The sequence below is a fragment of the Streptomyces sp. NPDC006655 genome (assembly GCF_040703965.1).
In the GTDB taxonomy this organism is placed as follows: Bacteria; Actinomycetota; Actinomycetes; order Streptomycetales; family Streptomycetaceae; genus Streptomyces.
Genome location: NZ_JBEYJU010000017.1, coordinates 1 through 17352, shown reverse-complemented (window position 1 = coordinate 17352; position 17352 = coordinate 1). Strand labels below are relative to the sequence as shown.

Annotated in this window: 16 protein-coding genes; 5 read left to right on the top strand and 11 right to left on the bottom strand. The window is 70.3% G+C overall.

What is annotated here, in order from left to right:
• Window positions 1-182 precede the first annotated feature (182 nt).
• From AB0958_RS12795 to AB0958_RS12765, 7 genes are all read right to left on the bottom strand, one after another.
• A complete protein-coding gene (locus tag AB0958_RS12795) occupies window positions 183-1337 on the bottom strand; it encodes an aldose epimerase family protein (RefSeq protein WP_366890408.1) in 1155 nt (384 codons plus the stop codon).
• Window positions 1338-1472: 135 nt separating this feature from the next.
• Complete coding sequence (mmsB, locus tag AB0958_RS12790) at window positions 1473-2717, bottom strand: multiple monosaccharide ABC transporter permease (protein ID WP_366890407.1); 1245 nt, start codon at window positions 2715-2717, stop codon at window positions 1473-1475.
• Window positions 2714-4264 (bottom strand): multiple monosaccharide ABC transporter ATP-binding protein, encoded by a 1551-nt coding sequence (gene mmsA, locus AB0958_RS12785; RefSeq protein WP_366890406.1) that lies wholly within the window; start codon window positions 4262-4264, stop codon window positions 2714-2716. Before mmsA ends, mmsB begins: the two co-directional genes overlap by 4 nt.
• 44 nt (window positions 4265-4308) lie before the next feature.
• Entirely contained in the window at window positions 4309-5418 is a 1110-nt protein-coding gene (gene chvE, locus AB0958_RS12780; RefSeq protein ID WP_366890405.1) for a multiple monosaccharide ABC transporter substrate-binding protein, read from the bottom strand.
• Between the two features lie 165 nt (window positions 5419-5583).
• Window positions 5584-6558, bottom strand: a complete 975-nt coding sequence (locus AB0958_RS12775) for a hypothetical protein (protein ID WP_366890404.1) — start codon at window positions 6556-6558, stop codon at window positions 5584-5586.
• A 116-nt stretch (window positions 6559-6674) separates the two neighbouring features.
• Window positions 6675-7682: an alcohol dehydrogenase catalytic domain-containing protein gene (locus AB0958_RS12770; protein ID WP_366890403.1), complete on the bottom strand. Its 1008-nt coding sequence runs from the start codon at window positions 7680-7682 to the stop codon at window positions 6675-6677.
• Window positions 7679-8836 (bottom strand): mandelate racemase/muconate lactonizing enzyme family protein, encoded by a 1158-nt coding sequence (locus tag AB0958_RS12765; protein WP_366890402.1) that lies wholly within the window; start codon window positions 8834-8836, stop codon window positions 7679-7681. The genes AB0958_RS12770 and AB0958_RS12765 overlap by 4 nt, the downstream gene beginning before the upstream one ends.
• Window positions 8837-9037: 201 nt before the next feature.
• On the opposite strand from AB0958_RS12765, the gene AB0958_RS12760 reads away from it, so the two are divergent.
• Both AB0958_RS12760 and AB0958_RS12755 read left to right on the top strand, forming a co-directional pair.
• Entirely contained in the window at window positions 9038-9964 is a 927-nt protein-coding gene (locus AB0958_RS12760; protein ID WP_366890401.1) for a hypothetical protein, read from the top strand.
• A 128-nt stretch (window positions 9965-10092) separates the two neighbouring features.
• On the top strand, window positions 10093-10566 hold the full coding sequence (locus AB0958_RS12755) for a carboxymuconolactone decarboxylase family protein (protein ID WP_366890400.1): 474 nt from the start codon (window positions 10093-10095) through the stop codon (window positions 10564-10566).
• Window positions 10567-10612: 46 nt separating this feature from the next.
• On the opposite strand, the gene AB0958_RS12750 is transcribed toward AB0958_RS12755, so the two are convergent.
• Window positions 10613-11062: a MarR family transcriptional regulator gene (locus tag AB0958_RS12750; RefSeq protein WP_366890399.1), complete on the bottom strand. Its 450-nt coding sequence runs from the start codon at window positions 11060-11062 to the stop codon at window positions 10613-10615.
• Window positions 11063-11152: 90 nt separating this feature from the next.
• On the opposite strand from AB0958_RS12750, the gene AB0958_RS12745 reads away from it, so the two are divergent.
• Window positions 11153-12151 (top strand): NADP-dependent oxidoreductase, encoded by a 999-nt coding sequence (locus tag AB0958_RS12745; protein WP_366890398.1) that lies wholly within the window; start codon window positions 11153-11155, stop codon window positions 12149-12151.
• A gap of 82 nt (window positions 12152-12233) precedes the next feature.
• Here the strand turns inward: AB0958_RS12745 and AB0958_RS12740 are convergent, their stop codons facing one another.
• Window positions 12234-13394: a serine hydrolase domain-containing protein gene (locus AB0958_RS12740; protein ID WP_366890397.1), complete on the bottom strand. Its 1161-nt coding sequence runs from the start codon at window positions 13392-13394 to the stop codon at window positions 12234-12236.
• A gap of 174 nt (window positions 13395-13568) precedes the next feature.
• On the opposite strand from AB0958_RS12740, the gene AB0958_RS12735 reads away from it, so the two are divergent.
• Window positions 13569-14357, top strand: coding sequence for an EI24 domain-containing protein (locus AB0958_RS12735; protein WP_366890396.1), 789 nt, complete (start codon window positions 13569-13571; stop codon window positions 14355-14357).
• A 211-nt stretch (window positions 14358-14568) separates the two neighbouring features.
• Here AB0958_RS12735 and AB0958_RS12730 read toward each other — a convergent pair whose 3' ends face one another.
• Window positions 14569-15543 carry an aldose epimerase family protein gene (locus AB0958_RS12730; protein WP_366890395.1) on the bottom strand — a complete coding sequence of 325 codons (975 nt, stop codon included), beginning with the start codon at window positions 15541-15543 and terminating at the stop codon, window positions 14569-14571.
• A 22-nt stretch (window positions 15544-15565) separates the two neighbouring features.
• Window positions 15566-16465 carry an SGNH/GDSL hydrolase family protein gene (locus tag AB0958_RS12725; RefSeq protein WP_366890394.1) on the bottom strand — a complete coding sequence of 300 codons (900 nt, stop codon included), beginning with the start codon at window positions 16463-16465 and terminating at the stop codon, window positions 15566-15568.
• Window positions 16466-16716: 251 nt separating this feature from the next.
• On the opposite strand from AB0958_RS12725, the gene AB0958_RS12720 reads away from it, so the two are divergent.
• Complete coding sequence (locus tag AB0958_RS12720) at window positions 16717-17211, top strand: DUF3145 domain-containing protein (protein ID WP_366890393.1); 495 nt, start codon at window positions 16717-16719, stop codon at window positions 17209-17211.
• Window positions 17212-17352: the final 141 nt, after the last annotated feature.

Sequence of the window (17352 nt, the reverse complement as noted above, 5' to 3'; positions counted from 1 at the left end):
GGGCGGCCCGCGCGGGGGAGCACGGGCCGCCCTTGAATACGGAGATGCCTGATCCTCTGTTCACCCGGCGTGAAAAAAGTGTGAGTGTACGTTCTTCTCAGCTCCGGGCCGTGCAGCGCCCCCGAAAGGGGCGTGGGGAACTGCGCGGCCGGCCCCTTACCGCCCGCACAGTCCCCCACAACTCAGGCGCCGAACGAATGCACCGTCCGCGTCCTGTACACGTGCCCCGGCCGCAACACGGTCGACGGGAAGTTCGCGTGGTTCGGCGAGTCAGGGAAGTGCTGCGTCTCCAGGCAGAGCGCGTCCCCCTGCCGGTAGGTGCGCCCGCCCGTCCCCGTCAGCGTCCCGTCCAGGAAGTTCCCGGAGTAGAACTGCAGGCCCGGCTGGTCGGTCGCGATCTTCAGCGTCCGGCCCGACCGCGGGTCCCGCAGCGTCGCGACGTGTTCCGGCTTCGCGGTGACGCCCTTGTCCAGCACCCAGTTGTGGTCGAAGCCCTTGGCCTGCACCTGCTGGACGTGCCCGGCGCGGATGTCCCGGCCGATCGCCTTGGTCTCCCGGAAGTCGAACGGCGTGCCGCGCACGGTGGCCAGCTCACCCGTGGGGATCAGCCCCGAGTCAGTCGGCGTGTAGCGGCCCGCGGCGATCGTCAGCTCGTGGTCCTCGATGGTGCCGCTGCCCTCGCCGGCGAGGTTCCAGTAGACGTGGCTGGTGAGGTTGACGACCGTGGCCTTGTCGGTGGTGGCCTCGTAGTCGATGATCCACTCGCCGCGCCGGGTGAGGGTGTACGTCACCTTCGTCCTGAGCGTGCCCGGGTAGCCCATCTCCCCGTCGACGCTGGTGTAGTGCAGGACGAGGCCGACGTCCGAGCCCTTCACGAACGGCTCGACGTCCCAGACGTGCTTGTCGAAGCCCTGGCTGCCGCCGTGCAGGCTGTTCACGCCGTCGTTGACGGACAGCTGGTAGTGCTTGCCGTCGAGGGTGAACTGCCCCTTGCCGATGCGGTTGCCGTAGCGGCCGATGAGGGCGCCGAAGTACGGGCTCTTGGCGACGTAGTCGTCGATGGTGTCGAAGCCGTTGACCACGTTGGCGTAGTGGCCCCGGCGGTCCGGCAGCTCCAGGGTCTGGACGACACCGCCCCAGTTGAGGACCTTCAGCCGGGTGCCGCCGTTCTCCAGCGACCAGCGGTAGATCTTCGTACCGTCGGCGAGCTTCCCGAAGGGCTCCTTCACCGGCTTCCTGCCTCCCGAGGCGGCCTCGGCGACCCCGCTGCCGAGGGTGGTGGCGGCGATCCCCGCCGCCGCGGCTCCTGCGATGACCGTGCGTCTGTTCAGCTCCATCTAGCGGCTCCTTGGGAAGAGAGTTGAAAGCCGCCCCGCCGAGCCGCGCCCCCGAAGGGGCGCGGGGAACTGCGCGACCAGCCCCTCACGGCCCGCAGTATTGATTCGGCCTTCCCGGCGGAGCGTCCTCGCTGACTACGAACCGGACTTGCGCTTGTTCCACACGTCGAAGCCGACCGCCGCGAGGAGGGCGAGGCCCTTGATGACCTGTTGCCAGTCGGTGCCGACGCTGAGGAGGTTCATGCCGTTGTTCAGCACGCCGAGGACGAGACCGCCGATGATGGCACCGAGGATGGTGCCCACACCGCCGCTCATGGAGGCGCCGCCGATGAACGAGGAGGCGATCGCCTCCAGTTCGAAGCCGTCGCCCGCCTTCGGCGAGGCCGCGTTCAGCCGGGCGGCGACCACCAGCCCGGCCAGGGCCGCGAGCACGCCCATGTTGAGGAAGACGTAGAAGGTGACCTTCTTGTCCTTGACGCCGGACAGCTTGGCCGCCGGCAGGTTGCCGCCGATCGCGTAGATGTGCCGGCCGAAGACCGCGTTGCGCATCACGTAGCCGTAGCCGACGACCAGCACGCCCAGCACGATCAGGACGATCGGCGCGCCCTTGTAGCTGGCCAGCAGCATGGTCATGACGAGGATGGCGGCGATCAGCGCGGTCAGCTTCAGCAGGAACAGCCGGGTGGGCGGCACCTCCAGCGCGAACTCCTGCTGGCGGCGCCGGTCCCGGAACTCCTGCCAGACCACGGCGGCGATCAGCACGATGCCCAGCAGCAGTGTGAGGTTGTGGTAGTTGGTGTTCGGGCCGACCTCGGGCAGGAAGCCGTTGCCCAGGTTCTGCAGGCCGTTCGGGAACGGACCGATGGTCTGCCCCTGGAGCAGGATCTCCGTGAGGCCGCGGAAGAGCAGCATCCCGGCGAGGGTGACGATGAACGACGGTATGCCGAAGTAGGCGATCAACAGGCCCTGGGCGGCGCCCGCGAAGGCACCCATCACCAGGCACAGGACCAGGGCCAGTGGCCAGGCCATGCCGTGGTTGACCGTCAGCACGGCCGCGAACGCGCCCACGAACGCCGTCAGCGAGCCGACCGACAGGTCGATGTGCCCGGCGATGATCACCATCATCATGCCGATGGCGAGGATCAGGATGTAGCTGTTCTGCAGCACCAGGTTGGAGACGTTGCGCGGCAGCAGCAGGTCGCCGTTGGTCCACACCGCGAACAGGGCGACGATCAGACCGAGGGCGATCAGCATCCCGTACTGGCGCATGTTGCGGCGCAGCCCGTCGAGGACCAGCTGGAGCAGGTTCCCCTCGGCGGCCGATCCGCTCTTGCCCGGCGGCGCGGGCGCCGGGCTCTTGGCGGTGACATCCGTGCTCATCGCGTTACCTCTTTGTCCTTCGTCATATGGCGCATCAGCACTTCCTGCGTGGCCTCGGCCCTGGGCACCTCACCGGTCAGACGGCCCGCGGCCATGGTGTAGATGCGGTCGCACATGCCGAGCAGTTCGGGCAGTTCGGAGGAGATGAAGACGACCGCCTTGCCCTGGGCGGCGAGCTGGTCGATGACCGTGTAGATCTCGTACTTGGCACCCACGTCGATCCCGCGGGTCGGCTCGTCCAGGATCAGCACGTCGGGACCCGCGAAGATCCACTTGCTGAGGACGACCTTCTGCTGGTTGCCGCCCGACAGCTTCCCCACCGGCTCGAACACCGTCGGCGCCTTGATGTTCATGGACTTGCGGTAGCCCTCCGAGACCTGCCGCTCCTCGTGCTCGTCCACGATCCCGCGCCTGGCCACCTTCTTCAGCGCGGTCAGCGAGATGTTGCGGTTGATGGTGTCGATCAGGTTGAGGCCGTAGTGCTTGCGGTCCTCGGTGACGTACGCGATGCCGTGCCCGACCGCCTCGGCGACCGACTTGGTACGGATCTCCGTGCCGTCCTTGAGGACCGTGCCGCCGTCGTAACGGCCGTACGTCCGCCCGAAGACGTTCATCGCGAGTTCCGTGCGGCCCGCGCCCATCAGGCCCGCGATACCGACGATCTCGCCGCGCCGGACGTGGATCGACACGTCGTCGACCACCTTGCGCTCCTGGTCGATCGGGTGCCGCACGGTCCAGTTGCGGACCTCCAGGGCCGGCGCCGCGTCCTCCTCGCCCTCGTAGGCGGTGCGCTCGGGGAAGCGGTGGTCCAGGTCACGGCCCACCATGCCCGAGATGATCCGCTCCTCGGTCGTCTCCTGCGACTTCACGTCGAGGGTCTCGATGGAGTGGCCGTCCCGGATGATCGTCACCGAGTCGGCGACCCGGCGGATCTCGTTGAGCTTGTGGGAGATGATGATCGAGGTGATGCCCTGGTTCTTCAACTCCAGTATCAGATCCAGGAGTTTGCCGCTGTCCTCGTCGTTCAGCGCCGCGGTCGGCTCGTCGAGGATGAGCAGCTTCACCTTCTTCGACAGCGCCTTCGCGATCTCCACCAGCTGCTGCTTGCCCACGCCGATGTCGGCGACGCGGGTCTCCGGGTGGTCGTCCAGACCCACCCGGCGCAGCAGCTCGGTGGCGTGCCGCAGGGTCTCCCGCCAGTCGATGAACCCGCCCTTGGCGTGTTCGTTGCCGAGGAAGATGTTCTCCGCCAGCGAGAGGTACGGCGACAGCGCCAGCTCCTGGTGGATGATCACGATGCCGCGCTGCTCGCTCGCCCGGATGTCACCGAACGCGCAGGGCTCACCCTCGAAGAGGATCTCGCCCTCGTAACTGCCGTGCGGGTGGACGCCGGAGAGGACCTTCATCAGGGTCGACTTGCCGGCGCCGTTCTCCCCGCAGATGGCGTGGACCTCGCCCTGGCGGACGGTCAGGGTGACGTCCGACAGCGCCTTGACGCCGGGAAAGGTCTTGACGATCGAGCGCATTTCCAGGACGGGTCCCGCCATGGTCTGCCTTCCAATCAGTGCTTGTCGATCAGGGCTTGGCGGGGTTACTTGAGCTGGGCGTCGGTGTAGTAGCCGCCCTTGACCAGGACTTCCTCGTAGTTGGACTTGTCGACGCTCACCGGCTGGAGCAGGTAGGCGGGGACGACCTTCGTACCGTTGTCGTACGTCTTCGTGTCGTTGACCTGAGGGGTCTTCTTGTTGAGCGCGTCGTCGACCATGGTCGCGGCGACCTCGGCGAGCTTGCGGAGGTCCTTGTAGACGGTCTGCGTCTGCTGCCCCGCGATGATCGACTTCACCGAGGCCAGCTCGGCGTCCTGGCCCGTGATGACGGGCAGCGGCTGGCTGCCGGAGCCGTAGCCGTCCGACTTCAGCGCGGCGATGATGCCGATCGAGATGCCGTCGTAGGGCGAGAGCACCGCGTCGACCTTGGCGGACTTGTAGGAGGAGGTGAGGATGTCCTCCATGCGGGACTGCGCGGTCGCGCCGTCCCAGCGGAGCGTGGTCACCTTGTTCAGCGCGGTCTGGCCGGACCTGACCACCAGCTGCTTCTTGTCGATGTACGGCTGGAGCACGCTCATCGCGCCGTTGAAGAAGTACTTGGTGTTGTTGTCGTCGTTCGAGCCGGCGAACAGCTCGATGTTGAACGGGCCCTTCTTGCCGCTGTCCAGGCCGAGCTTGTGCACGATGTACGTGCCCTGCTCGACACCGACCTTCTCGTTGTCGAAGGACGCGTAGTAGTCGACGTTCTTGGTGCCGAGGATCAGCCGGTCGTAGGCGATGACCGGGATGTGGGCGTCCGCGGCCTCCTGGAGCACGTTGTTCAGGGACTTGTTGTCGATGGCCGCGATGACCAGGCCCTTGACGCCCTGCGTGATCAGGTTCTCGATCTGCGAGACCTGGGTGTCCGGGTTGTCCTCGCCGAAGACCAGCTTGGTCTTGTAGCCCTTGGCCTTGATGTCCTTGACGAGGTTGTTGCCGTCGTTGATCCAGCGCTCCGACGACTTGGTCGGCATCGCGATGCCGATCGTGCCGCCCTTGGCACTGCCGCCGTTCTCCTTGCTGCCGCCCTCACTGCTCTGACCGCAGGCGGACAGCGTCAGGGCGAGCGAGGCGGCCCCGGCTATGAGGGTGAGGGCGCTTCTACGAGTGCGCATGATGATCGTCCCTGTTCTTCTCGTCGTTGAGATGTTTCAAGCAAGTTCGGTTTGCAACGCCCCTGAGGGGCAGCGCCCCAAAGGGGCGCTGGGGGTACCCCCGGCCGAAGGCTGGGGGAGGAACTGCGCGACCAGCCACCGACGGCCTGCAGACCCCAACGCACATCAAGCGGAACCCTCGACGGGGAACCGGCGCAGAACCCCCGGCAGCCGCGACCCCAGCGGAGCCATCCCCCCGTCCGCCCCGTGCCGCGCGAGCAGGTCCAGCGCGAGCCGCCCCCGCCGCACCCGCTCCTTGGCGGTGCTGAGGGTCACGTCCCGCAGGTGGTTGCCCCACGGGTAGATCCCGGGCGCCTTGGACAGGCCGAACTTCAGGTACACCGGCGCGCCACGCCGGATCAGCTCGGCGACCTCGTACATCCGGACGTAGCCGCCGAGGTCGTCGGGGGCCTCGATGTACATGTCCAGGGGAGCCCCGGACACCCGCCGGATCTCGGTGAGGTGATCGAGCGTCAGGTCGCTCGGCACGTTGATCGAGTCGGCACCGAGGTGCTCGAAGACGGAGTACGACGCCGGGTTGACCGGACCGATCAGCGCGGACACCTTCAGCGTGGTGTCCGCCGGGATGATCCCGGCCTCGCGCGCCCGGTGCAGCGTCCACAGCACGCCCTCGTCGGCGACGAGCAGGCACTTGACGCCGAGTTCCGTCGCCCGGACCGCGTCCTCCACGCAGCCGGCGACGGCGTCGTGGCCACGGGCGCGCAGTCCGGCGCCCCGCGAGTCGGAGCGCACCGAGCCGCCGGTGTCCCAGGTGCCGCGCGGCCCCGTGAACAGGCACAGCTCGATGTCCCGTTCGCCGGTCGCCTCGACCATCTCGGTGATCTCGGCGTCGGTGAGCATCCACACGCCGCTGCCCTGGCTGATCCGGTGGATCGGCACGTCCAGGCGCGAGGACTCCTTGAGGACGACGGCAAGCGCCTCGGGGCCCTCGCAGGAGGGGATCTCGGTGCGCCACGTGCCGCCGCCCGGGAAGCTGTGGGCGGAGGCGTCGGCGGGGTCGAGGGCGGGCGCGCCCAGGCCGAGGGCGGCGAGCGCCTGCTCACCGGGTCGGCGGGCCGCAGCGGAAGCGTCGGTCGTCACAAGCTGTCCTTCAGGTTCGGTATATCGGACAAGGTTCGCGGCTCGGGATGAAAAAAAGCGGTGTGGTGGTACGCCGGCCCCGGCGAGGTCGGGCCACGCCGCGACCGGCGTACGACTCAGGGGCGGAGCAGCACCTTGCCCACCTTCGGATCACCGGCCCCCATCAGCTCGATGGCCTGGGGGAACTCGGTCAGCGGCAGCTCGTGCGTGACCAGCGGCAACGGGTCGAGGAGACCGGCGGCGAAGACCCGTACCGTGTGCGCCCAGGCGTCCGGCGGTGCCCCGAAGACGGTGTGCACCTCCAGCTGCCGTACGACGAGGTCGGTCGGGTCCAGGCCGTCGGCACCCGGGGCCGGGATGCCGGTCAGGACCAGGCGTCCGCCGCGCCTGAGCAGGGAGGCGGCGGTGCGCGCTGCGGACGCGGACCCGGCGGTCTCGATGACCACGTCGAAGTCGTCGGGCAGTTCCTGGACCCTGGTGCGGAAGTCGGTGGCCCCGAACTGCCGGGAGAGCGCCTCCCGGTCGCCGCGGGTGCCGACGACCAGCAGCTCGCCCGGCGAGACCGCGTGCAGGAACTGCACGGCGAACATGCCCAGCGTCCCGGTGCCGACCACCGCGACCCGCTCGCCCGGCCGGGCGTTGCCCTTCAGGGCGGCGGCCGCGATGCAGGCGGCCGGCTCCAGGAGCGCGGCGGCGGTGAGGTCGGCGTCGTCCGGCAGGGGGTGCAGCAGCCGGGCCGGCAGGGTGAGGGTGGTGGCCATGGCGCCCGGCTGGGTGAAGCCGGTCTCCTCGTAGCCGTGGCTGCACAGGGTGGTCTCGCCGGCATGGCAGCGGTCGCACACCTGGCAGTTCCGGAAGCCCTCGCCGACGACCTTGCGGCCGACCAGCCCGGTGGGCACTCCGGCGCCCACCGCGCTCACCGTCCCGGACCACTCGTGGCCCGGCGTCAGCGGATAGCGGACGTACCCCTCGGGCCGGTTCCCCTGGTACACCTCCCGGTCGCTTCCGCAGATACCGACCGCGTGCACCGCGACCAGCGCCTCACCGGGACCGGGCTCGCGGGGCGTGTGTTCCTCGACCCGGTGCGCGCCCGGCGCCTCGATGACGACCTGGGTCGCGCTCACTTGGTGCCCTTCGGCTTGCGCTGCTCCCAGCCGTCCGCCCACAGGTCGAAGCGGGCCTGCTGCTGCGGGAACTCGGCGGCCGCGTCGACGTCGAACTCGACCCCGAGACCCGGCGCGTCGGACAGGTGGAAGTACCCGTCGACCACCTCGGGCGCGCCCTTGACGACCTTCTTGATCTCGGCGTCCGCGAAGTCGTTGAAGTGCTCCAGGATCTTGAAGTTCGGGGAGCTGAACCCGACCTGGAGGGAGGCGGCGGTGAGCACGGAGCCGCCGACGTTGTGCGGGGCGACCAGGACGTAGTGCGTCTCGGCGGTGGCGGCGAGCTTGCGCGTCTCCCAGATGCCGCCGATGTGGCCGACGTCCGGCTGGATGATGTCCACGGCCTGGCTCTCGAAGAGCTCGCGGAACTCGATGCGGTCGTGAATGCGCTCACCGGTGGCGACCGGCATGTCGACCTTGGCGGCGACCTTCTCCAGCGCCTTCAGGTTCTCCGGCGGGCACGGCTCCTCCAGCCAGGCCGGCTTGAAGGGGGCCAGCTCCTTGGCCAGCCGGACGGCGGTGGCGGGGGAGAAGCGGCCGTGCATCTCCAGCATCAGCTCGGCGTCCGGGCCGATGGCGTCGCGCACCGCCTCGATCAGCGACACGGAGTACAGCGTCTGCTCGTGGTCCAGCTCGAAGTGCCCGGTGCCGAAGGGGTCGATCTTGAGCGCCTTGTAGCCGCGCTCCATCACCCCCTGGGCCGCCTTGTGGTACGCCTCCGGCGTCCGCTCGGTCGTGTACCACCCGTTGGCGTACGCCTTGACCCTGTCGGTCACCTTGCCGCCGAGCAGCTGCCACACCGGCACGCCCAGCGCCTTGCCCTTGATGTCCCAGCAGGCCATCTCGATCACGGCGATACCGGACATGACGATTTCGCCCGCCCGGCCGTAGTCGCCGTACTTCATCCGGCGGACGAGGTCTTCCAATGCGAACGGGTCGGAACCGAGAATGTGGTTGGCCTCGGCCTCCCGGAGATAGCCGATCAGCGCGTCGGTGTGACCGAGCATCCGGGTCTCGCCGACTCCGGTGATCCCCTCGTCGGTGTGCACCTGGACGTAGGTCAGGTTCCGCCAAGGCGTCCCGACCACGTGTGTGCTGATTCCGGTGATGCGCACGGCAGTTGCCCCTCAGCTGTTCGAGATTTCGTCACGCGTTCGAAATGCTGGCGTGACAGTAAGGACGGGGTGAGGGCAGTGTCAATGGGTCGAACAGGTAACGGTTTCGGCAAGGCTTTCGACAGTTCTTTCGGTCTCCCACGGAACCTTCACAGTGGCGGCTGGTGAGGAGGCCCGCGGGGAACTTAGTCTTCCCGCGTCATGGACTACTGCCACCCGTGCCGACGGCACCTCAACGGCGCCCTCGCCTGCCCCGGGTGCGGCGCCCCGGTCGAAACCCGCCAGGCGTCCGGGAGCGTCGAAACGCCGTACGAGGGGGTGGAGCCCACCGGCGCGGGACAGGACGGCCATCCCCCCTTCGGCCGACCCGCCGCCGGTCACCCCACCGCCGGTCCATCCGCCGACGAACCGGACGCCGACGAACCGGACGCCGACCACGGCGATGACGAGGGGGACGGGGCCGGGGCCGACGCCCCCGGCGCGTTCCGGCCGGGCGGTCGGGCGGACCGGCGCCGCGCAACCCGTGGCCGAGGGCGCGGCCGGGCCGCCGAGAGCCCCGCCGGGCCTTCCGCAGGCCCCTCCGGCAACGGCCCCACGGGCCCCTCCGAGGCCGACGGGAGCCGCCGCGACCGCAAGGCCGCGGCCCATCGAAGACGGCGGCGCAGGATCCTGCTCGTGAGCGCCGCCTGCGTCCTGGCGGCCGGTGCCCTGAGCCTCGCCGAACTGGGCACCGACGCCATACCGTTCACCAGCCCCGGCTCGGCCTCGGCGGGCGGCGAGACGGCCGACGGCGGTACGGCCACGTCGTCCCCCGGGACGACGGCCCGGCCCGCGGCCGGCGCGGCCGACGCGTCCGGCGCGCCGGACGCCTCGCGATCCGCCTCGCCCGACCCCTCGGCCTCCCCGTCCCCCTCCGCGTCGAAGGGCGAGGCGTCCGGCTCCCCGTCGGCCTCCCCGAAGGACCCCGCCGCCCAGTCGGCGACGACGGGCCCGACCGGCGGCAGGCCGACGGCGACGGCGACCGCCACGCCGGACGCGCCCCCGACCGCCACCCCGACGGCGCCGGCCCCGTCCCCCGACCCGTCCCCGACGGACCACTGCAACCGCTTCCTGTGGTGGTGCACGTGACGGCGGCTCCCTCGTGACGGGCGACGCCACCAAAGCAAATCCAGCAAACGTGTCACATCCGTCGCCCCCGCTCCGTCATAGGTGTGCAACCCACTGAGACGCCACCGACGACACCACAGGGAGCCCCCATGGAAGCCCGTCTGAACCTCTTCGGCAGCCCCGTCGCCAACAAGCTCATCAAGGCCTTCAACGGGGTGGGCAAGGCCGTCGAGGGGACGTCGATCCCCGCCGCCACCCTGGAACTGGTCAAGATCCGCGCCAGCCAGATCAACGGCTGCGGCTTCTGCCTCGACATGCACACCAAGGACGCGGCCGAGGCCGGCGAGACCCAGCAGCGCCTCCACATGGTCGGCGCCTGGCGCGAGGCGACCGTCTTCACCGAGGCCGAGCGCGCCGCCCTGGAACTGGCGGAGCAGGGCACCCGCATCGCCGACGCGGCGGGCGGCGTGCCCGACGAGGTGTGGGAGAACGCGGCCAAGCACTACACCGAGGACGAACTCGTCGCGCTGGTGGCGACGATCGCCCTGATCAACGCCTACAACCGGCTGAACGTCATCCTGCAGCAGCCGGCGGGAGACTACCGGCCCGGCCAGTTCGCCTGACCCTCCGGCGGGGGCCGGCGCCCTCCGGCGCCTGCCCCCGCCGCGTTCAGTCCTCCAGCATGCGGCGGAGCAGGTCCCGCAGGGACAACCGCTCCGCGTCCGAGAGCCCCGCCAGCGGCTCGCGCGCGAAGCGCAGCCCCTCCCGCAGGTCACGGGCGACCCGCCGGCCCTCGTCCGTCGCCGCGGCCAGCTTCACCCGGCGGTCCGCCGGATCGGGCCGCCGCTCCACGAGCCCGCGCCCCTCCAGCCGGTCCACGATCCCCGTCACGTTCGACGGCTCGCACTTCAGTTTCTGCGCCAGCTTCCGCATCGGCAGCGGCTCCAGCGACAGCAGGCTGAGCAGCCGCGCCTGCGCCCCGGTGAGCGCGTGCTCGCCCGCCGCCTCCTCGTAGTCCGCGTAGAAGCGGGCCACGACGTCCCCGATCAGCTCGACGACCTCAAGGGTGAGGGCGTCCGGACGGCGGGTAGGCGTGGGACTGGACTGTGAGGACGACATGCTCCGAGGGTACCCCGTTACTTGACATCATGAAATATTCAGGAGCATGGTTGTTTCAGGTACTGAAGTAATTCCGGAAAGGCGCACGTCATGATCAACCGCGAGTGGCACCTGCTCAGCCGTCCCGTCGGCTGGCCGAAGCCCGAGGACTTCGCCCTGGTCGAGGCCGAGGTCCCGACGCCGGGTGAGGGACAGGTGCTGGTACGGAACAAGTACGTCTCCGTCGACCCGTACATGCGCGGCAGGATGAGTTCGGCCAAGTCCTACGTCGCCCCGTTCGAGCTGGGCAAGGTCATGCAGGGCGGCGCGGTCGGCGAGGTCGTCGAGTCGAACGCCGAGGGCATCGCGGCCGGCGACCACGTCCTGCACTTCTTCGGCTGGCGCGAGTACGCGGTCGTGGACGCGAAGAACGCGGTCAAGGTCGACCCCGAGGCCGCGCCCCTGTCGACGTACCTCGGCGTCCTCGGCATGACCGGCCTCACCGCCTACGCGGGTCTGCTGCGCACCGCCTCCTTCAAGGAGGGCGACTCCGTCTTCGTGTCCGGCGCGGCCGGCGCGGTCGGCAGCCAGGTCGGCCAGATCGCGAAGCTCAAGGGCGCCTCGCGCGTCATCGGCTCGGCGGGCTCCGACGAGAAGGTGAAGCTGCTGGTCGAGGAGTACGGCTTCGACGCGGCCTTCAACTACAAGAACGGCCCGGTCGCCGAGCAGCTGCGCGCCGCCGCCCCGGACGGTGTCGACGTCTACTTCGACAACGTCGGCGGCGACCACCTGGAGGCGGCGATCGGACAGCTCAACCGGGACGGCCGGATCGCCGTCTGCGGCATGATCTCCGTCTACAACAGCACCGAGCCCGTCCCCGGCCCGAAGAACCTCGCCCGTCTGATCCAGACCCGCGGCCGCATCCAGGGCTTCCTGGTCGGCGACCACTACGACCTGCAGCCGCAGTTCGTCGCCGAGGTCGGCCCGTGGGTGGCGTCCGGGCAGCTGAAGTACCGCGAGACGGTCGTCGAGGGCATCGAGAACAACCTGGAGGCGTTCCTCGGGGTGCTGCGCGGCGACAACACCGGCAAGATGATCGTCAAGCTCTGACAGGGTGCGCTGTGCGGAGGCCGCATCCCCGGACGGGGTGCGGCCTCTCGTGCGCGGGGTGTGGTCGTGACGCCGGGTGCGGTCAGCGCGTTTCGAGCGCCGCCCTGTGCACGGCCTTCGCCAAGCGGTCGTTCTCCGGGGCCGCGCCGCCCGGGAACGCGAACCGTCGCCTCGTGTAGCCGTAGGCGATCCCGCTCCTCGGGTCCGCGAACGCCTGGGAGCCCGCCGCCCCGCTGTGGCCGATCGTGCCGGCGCCCAGGAAGGGGTGCCAGACGTCCGCCGTCGCCTGGAAGCCGAGGCCGTACGACTTGTGGGTGCGGGCCACCAGGTCGTACCCCACGGAGTGGAACTGGCCGAACTCCGCCACCGTGTCCTCCTTCAGCAGCGGGGCCTTGCCGTCGATCTCGCTGAGCAGCGCCGCGTACATCCCGGCCAGGCCGCGCGCCGACGCCACCCCGCCGAACGACGCCGGGCCCTTCGCGCGCACCCGCGGGTCGTTGGGCAGGGACCCCAGGTCGGTCGGCTCGGCCGGGTGCGTGTTGAACGCGATCGCGGCCAGCGTGTGCGGGCCGGACGGGACCGAGTCGAGCAGGGCCTGCTCCGCGGGCGTGGGACGCATCGGCTGGACGGTGCGAAATCGCGGCTCGTGCGCGGCCGGCAGCCCCAGGAAGAAGTCGAGCCCGTACGGAGCCCGGACCCGCTCCTCGTACACGTCCTGGAGGGTACGGCCCGTCGCGCGCCGCACGACCTCGCCGGTGAGCGCCCCGATGACGAGGGCGTGGTACCCGAAGGCGGTGCCGGGGCGCCAGAAGGGCCGCTGGTCGGCGAGGCGTTCGGCCATCGCCCGGTCGTCCGCGAGGTCCTGCGGGCTGAACCCCGTGTCGGTGCCGATCAGACCGGCCCGGTGCGCGGCCAGCTCCCGCAGCGTCAGCGAGCCCTTGCCCTCCGCGCCGAACTCCGGCCAGTAGTAGGTGACTTTACGGTCGAGTTCCAGCGTGCCGTCCTGCACCAGCATCGCCACGACGAGGTGCGCCGCACCCTTCGTGGACGAGAACACCCCGTACAGGGTGTCCCCGTCGACCCCCGCACCGGCCCACAGGTCGACGACCCGCCGGCCGTGGACGTACGCGCACAGCTGTCCCTCGTAGTCGGCCGGTTCCTCGGCGACGAACGCGGCGAACTCCTCGCGTACCGCCTCGAAGCCCTCCGCGACCGTGCCCTGGACGGTGATCTCCTGCGTCATCCGCTCTCCTCAACCGAGCCGCCACCTGTGTGGTTCCGTAGGTCGGTACGGCGAGACCTACCCGTTCGACTCAACAGCGGCAAGGCGGCCCGCCGCACCGCCGCCCCGGCCGGCCCGCGGTCCGCGTCCACAGCCGCCACCGGGCCGTTCGCGAACCCCGGTAAAGTTTTCGCCATGCGTGATCTCGGGGCGGGCTTCGGACATCTCCTCAAGGGCCAGCGGTGGGTGGGCCGGCACGGCAGGCAGTACGGATTCGGACTGCTGCCCGGCCTGATAACGCTCGTCCTGTACGCGGTCGCGCTGGTCGCGCTGGCGCTGTGGGGAGCGGACCTCGTCGCCTGGTCGACCCCGTTCGCCGACGACTGGTCCGGCCCCTGGCGCGGCCTGTTCCGCGGCTTCCTCACCGCCGTGCTGTTCGCCCTCGGCCTGCTCGGCGCCGTCCTCACCTTCACCGCCGTGACCCTGCTGGTCGGCCAGCCGTTCTACGAGAACCTCTCCGAGAAGGTCGACGCGGACGTCTCGCCCGACGGCACCGCGCCCGAGTCCGGGCTGCCCTTCTGGCGCGAACTGTGGATCTCGGCCCGGGACAGCCTGCGCATCCTGCTCCGCGCCGGACTGTGGGGCCTGCTCCTGTTCGTCCTCGGCTTCCTCCCCGTCGTCGGCCAGACCGCCGTCCCCGTCGTCGGCTTCTTCGTGACCGGCTTCTTCCTCACCGAGGAACTCACCGCCGTCGCCCTCCAGCGCCGGGGCGTCGACCTGCGCGGCCGGCTCGCCCTGCTGCGCTCCCGCAAGACCCTGGTGTGGGGCTTCGGCACCCCGCTGGGCCTCGCCTTCCTGGTCCCGTTCGTCGCGGTGTTCCTGATGCCGGGAGCGGTCGCGGGCGCCACCCTCCTCGCCCGCGACCTCCTGGGCGAGGACACGGCGGAGCAGGACGAGCACGACACCGAACCCGTCAGCCCCTGAGCCCCGCGTCCCCGGCCGCGGTCACGGTCCTGACACTGGTGCCGGCCGGTTTGTGAAGGGTTCGTACGGGATCTCCGGCGGGCGCTCCCTCACCGGCCGTCGTCTCACCGCCGCGGCTAAGGTGTGATTGGGGACAAGTCCCCCCTGAGCAGCCCCGGTCCGGGACCTGACCCCTGGACCGGGGCTTGCGTGCGGGGGAGTTCCCAGGGTGTCAGTTTCGTACGCCGAAGCCGTACACCGTCTCCGAGCGGTACACCGCGCCCGGGTCCAGACGGGTGCTCGGGAACTCCGGGTGGTTCGGGGAGTCCGGGAAGTGCTGCGTCTCCAACGCCACGCCGTCACCGGGGGCGAACGGGGCCGACAGGTGCTCGGCCGTGTACAGCTGCACGCCCGGTTCGGTGGTCGCCACGGTGAGGGTGCGGCCGGACCCCGCGTCGTGCAGCTCGGCGACCTCCACCGGGCTGTCCGTGACGCCCTTGTCGAGGACGAGGTTGTGGTCGTACCCGGAGCCCACCTTGCGGGCCGTCCGGAAGTCGAAACGGGAGCCCGAGACGTCCGCCAGGACCCCGGTAGGGATCAGGTCGCCGTCGACGGGCGTGTAGTGCGAGGCGGCGACCCGCAGTTCCTGGCCGGTCGCGTTCCCGGAACCCGCCAGGTTGAAGTAGCTGTGGTTGGTGAGGTTCACGACGGTCGGCGCGTCGGTGACCGCCTCGTAGGAGATGTGCAGTGCGCCCGCGGCGTCCAGCGTGTACGTCACGGACACCTCCAGCCGTCCCGGGAAGCCCTCCTCGCCGTGCGGGCTCACCCGGGTCAGCCGTACCCCGTGCTCGACGGCCGCCGTCTCCCACACCCGCTTGTCGAAGCCACCGCTGCCGCCGTGCAGCGAGTTGGGGGCGTTGTTCGGCTCCAGGGCGTACGTCACGCCGTCCAGCGGGAAACGCGCGTGCGCGATCCGGTTGGCGTACCGGCCCACCAGGGCGCCCAGGTACGGGCCGGGATTCTCCACGTACCCGTCGAGATCGGCGAACCCCAGCACCACGTCCGCCGTCCGCCCGTCCCGGTCCGGGACCTCGACCGACTGCACGATCCCGCCGTAGGACAGGATCCGCACCCGCGTACCGGCGCGCTCCAGCGTCCAGCGGTGGACCTCGGTGCCGTCCGAAAGTGTGCCGAAAAGTTCGCTCATGAGGAAACTCTAAGCCAAGGGTCTAGTCCACCGGGCCCTCCGCGGTGACGGTCCGGTAGGCGATCGCGGCGAGCTTCGACTGGCCGTCGGTGCTCGGATGGAACCAGTCCCAGTGACTCAACTGCTCCGTCCCGAAGCGGTACTGATACACCGCACCGCCGTCGAACCGGCACCGCCGGTCCTTGGCGCAGACCTCGGCCAGCACCTTGTTGTAGTCCTCGACCCGCTGCTGCACCCGGTCCCTGCGCAGGGTCGCCGCGCTGGTCAGGTCGTCCGCGTCGCCCAGCATCGAAGGGCAGATGCCCAGCTTCCAGATCTGCTTGCCCAGCGGATTGGTGCGCCCCTCGGACCACAGCCGCTTCAGGTTCGGCACGCTCGCCACGTACACCTGCGTCTTCGGCAGCGCCTTGCGCAGCGTGCCCAGCGCCTCCTCGAACTGGCTGCGGAAGTTCGCCACCGACGTCATCGCCCGCACCGACGAACGGCAGGCGTCGTTGGACCCCACCATCACCGTCACCAACTCCGGGCGGCGCACCACCGCGTCGGCCAGCTGTCCGGACAGGTCGGCCATCCGGGCCCCGGTCTGCGCGTAGTTCCAGCTCCGGTCGGCCGCCCTGGCCCGCCCCAGCAGCCGGACCGCCAGACTCTCCACCTGCTCGCTGGTGCCGGTCGCCCAGGACACCTCCGGGCAGTCCGAGAGCACCGTGCACGCGTCGAAGCCACGCGTGATGGAGTCCCCGACGGCCGCGATCGACGCCGGGCTGCGGTCCCACAGCTGCACGGCCCGCGAGGCCCGCGTCCGCCCGCCGTCCGCAGAGCCGGAGGAACCGCCGACGACATCACACCCGGCGACCCCCAGCGCGGTAGCGGCGGCGACGATCCCCACCAGAGCACGCGAACGCCGACGCCGCTGCTTGCGCATACCCCGCTGGTCCTCTCCGTCGCCTGGTTCGTCCCCCTTCATAACAACGCACGGGAGTTCCCGCCCGCGCCCTGCAACGGACCACCCCCGTACAAGCGTCCCCATGGGTGAATGGCGGGGGTTTCCTGGCCGTGGGACCGACGGTACGTCACACTCCTTGCCCCGCCGCACGGTAGCCTCGCCATCAAGCGGCCGTCGTGCCACTGCCGCCCGCCAGCCAGCAAGATGTCCCGCTCTGCCCGGAGGTTCCGGTGACGACACGTGGAGTTCTGTACGTGCACTCCGCGCCGCGCGCGCTGTGCCCGCACGTCGAGTGGGCCGTCGCCGGGGTGCTCGGCACGCGCGTCAACCTCGACTGGATCCGGCAGCCCGCGGCCCCCGGGACCTGGCGCTCCGAGTTCTCCTGGCAGGGCGAGGTCGGCACGGCCTCCAAACTGGCGTCCGCGCTGCGCGGCTGGCACCTGCTGCGCTTCGAGGTCACCGCGGAACCCTGCGCGAAGGCCGAGGGCGAGCGCTACAGCTGCACCCCCGACCTCGGCATCTTCCACGCGGTCACCGGCATCCACGGCGACATCCTCATCCCGGAGGACCGTCTGCGCGCCGCCCTGACCCGCTCCCAGCGCGGCGAGACGGTCCTGGAGGCCGAGATCGCCAAGCTGCTGGGCAAGCCCTGGGACGACGAACTGGAGCCCTTCCGCTACGCGGGCGAGGGCGCCCCGGTCCGCTGGCTCCACCAGGTGGTCTAGCGCTCCCGCATGCCGTCCGCCGGCTGCGTCGCCGTCGTGGCCGTTCGCGCAGTTCCCCGCGCCCCTGAAGGGGCGCATCACCCTGTGGCGAGGGGGGTGGGGACGCGCGCTGTAGAGGCCGATCGTGGGATTTCCCCGGGC

Coding starts and splice junctions, on each gene's coding strand:
- AB0958_RS12730 (WP_366890395.1), bottom strand. CDS start 15,543: ATGAGCGAACTTTTCGGCACACTTTCGGACGGCACCGAGGTCCACCGC.
- chvE (WP_366890405.1), bottom strand. CDS start 5,418: ATGCGCACTCGTAGAAGCGCCCTCACCCTCATAGCCGGGGCCGCCTCG.
- AB0958_RS12745 (WP_366890398.1), top strand. CDS start 11,153: ATGATCAACCGCGAGTGGCACCTGCTCAGCCGTCCCGTCGGCTGGCCG.
- AB0958_RS12760 (WP_366890401.1), top strand. CDS start 9,038: ATGGACTACTGCCACCCGTGCCGACGGCACCTCAACGGCGCCCTCGCC.
- AB0958_RS12755 (WP_366890400.1), top strand. CDS start 10,093: ATGGAAGCCCGTCTGAACCTCTTCGGCAGCCCCGTCGCCAACAAGCTC.
- mmsB (WP_366890407.1), bottom strand. CDS start 2,717: ATGAGCACGGATGTCACCGCCAAGAGCCCGGCGCCCGCGCCGCCGGGC.
- AB0958_RS12735 (WP_366890396.1), top strand. CDS start 13,569: ATGCGTGATCTCGGGGCGGGCTTCGGACATCTCCTCAAGGGCCAGCGG.
- AB0958_RS12795 (WP_366890408.1), bottom strand. CDS start 1,337: ATGGAGCTGAACAGACGCACGGTCATCGCAGGAGCCGCGGCGGCGGGG.
- AB0958_RS12750 (WP_366890399.1), bottom strand. CDS start 11,062: ATGTCGTCCTCACAGTCCAGTCCCACGCCTACCCGCCGTCCGGACGCC.
- AB0958_RS12725 (WP_366890394.1), bottom strand. CDS start 16,465: ATGCGCAAGCAGCGGCGTCGGCGTTCGCGTGCTCTGGTGGGGATCGTC.
- AB0958_RS12740 (WP_366890397.1), bottom strand. CDS start 13,394: ATGACGCAGGAGATCACCGTCCAGGGCACGGTCGCGGAGGGCTTCGAG.
- mmsA (WP_366890406.1), bottom strand. CDS start 4,264: ATGGCGGGACCCGTCCTGGAAATGCGCTCGATCGTCAAGACCTTTCCC.